1 protein-coding gene is annotated in these 1,352 nt (G+C 58.7%); it reads right to left on the minus strand.

Annotation, left to right across the window (positions count from 1 at the left end):
- Positions 1-316 precede the first annotated feature (316 nt).
- Positions 317-1,015, minus strand: a complete 699-nt coding sequence (locus B7R24_RS17430) for a hypothetical protein (protein WP_147304101.1) — start codon at positions 1,013-1,015, stop codon at positions 317-319.
- Between the last annotated feature and the right edge of the window lie 337 nt (positions 1,016-1,352).

Here is a 1,352-nt window from a genome sequence, read left to right on the forward strand (position 1 = left end):
ACCGGCAGCAGGCCAGCGGCCGACACGAGGTTCGGGTCATCAAATGATGCGACAGCAGCCCTAGCGGCGTGAGAAACTTGCACCTGCGAGATGCCTTCCTTCTCGGGTCAATAGGTCCTTCAACAAGCTCTATTTTTCCCGATCAGAAAGGCATTCTCCGTTTAACGCGCCGACCCCACCTCAACGTCCATCGGTGGATTCAGGCTAAGGCGGTTTCCCAGTTCCTTGAAATTCCGCGTGTCTGCACATCCCGTTAGACCCTTCCGATGATGATTCCGGTGACGGGGCGACAAGCGTAGAGGTGAACGGATGCTCGCTAGTGGAGCCAGAAAGCGACCAATCCGCTGACCAAGCTGAAACCAGCCGCGATCACCGCCAGACCCTTGCCCGTTCTGTCGACCTGCCTGTAGGGATTGTTGTGCGAGACAAAGCGGAGCACTGCGGCGAAAATAGCCAAGGCTGATACCCCTACTGCAAAGGCCGCCGCATAGTTCTGGGCGTGCAGGCTAATGTCCCGCTGCCGCTCTGCGGCAAGGAGGGCGGCTTGGGCAACCTCCCCGCTGCTGGGGTTTGCGCCAAGGATCGTCAACGCGGAAAGCTGAGCGACCGGCAAAACGAACAGGACCCACATCCCAACAATGAACGAGACAGCCACAAGTAAGGTCACCCGGAGCACCCAATTACCCTCAGAACCATTAGGCCCGTCGTCCCCCCTGTCTCTGACCGCCCGAACAGCTGCGGCCAGCATGCAGTTCTGAACTTTCATCCCAAACTTCCCCCACCTGCCCAGCGCCTTCCCGCCGTTATTTATTCGCTTCTTCTCGGTTGCGTCGGAGTACTTAGCCACTGAGGCCTTAGCGCGTGCGCAGGTGAATTTTTGCGCGGGAGGCGCAGAAACCGCGTCCGTCACGGGAGGCGCGGAAACCGCGACCGTCACGGGAGGCACGATTGGCTCAGCCGGCGCTGCGGGCACGGACCGCGCTTCGCCTGTTCCAATACTGTCGAGGTCGCTCATGCGGTCAAGCTAGCAGCTAAGTGCGCTCCCCCGCCGGCGTCTTTTCGCGGATCGCCCATCGGACACGCACCTGTTTGGAATTCAATTTCATCTTCGAGGTTGCTACCGAAGACCAGGAGAGATGGCGCCTCACCCGCAACTTGGGCCTACAAGTGACTACAGCACTGCGTATGAATGTCCTCCTTAACCTGGATCCACCGATGGGGCATGGGGTGAGATCGGCGCGTTAAACGGAGAATACCTTTCTGATCAGGGATAATTGTTCTTACCACAGAGACAATTGGACCCGAAAAGAGAGGCATCTCGCAGATGCAAGTTTCTCATGCCGCACGGGCCG

Origin of the sequence: Subtercola boreus (assembly GCF_003399645.1) — a bacterium.
In the GTDB taxonomy this organism is placed as follows: domain Bacteria; phylum Actinomycetota; class Actinomycetes; order Actinomycetales; family Microbacteriaceae; genus Subtercola; species Subtercola boreus_A.

Bases quoted from the DNA above. Each gene is read 5' to 3' on its own strand.
- B7R24_RS17430 (WP_147304101.1), bottom strand. From the start codon at position 1,015: ATGAGCGACCTCGACAGTATTGGAACAGGCGAAGCGCGGTCCGTGCCC.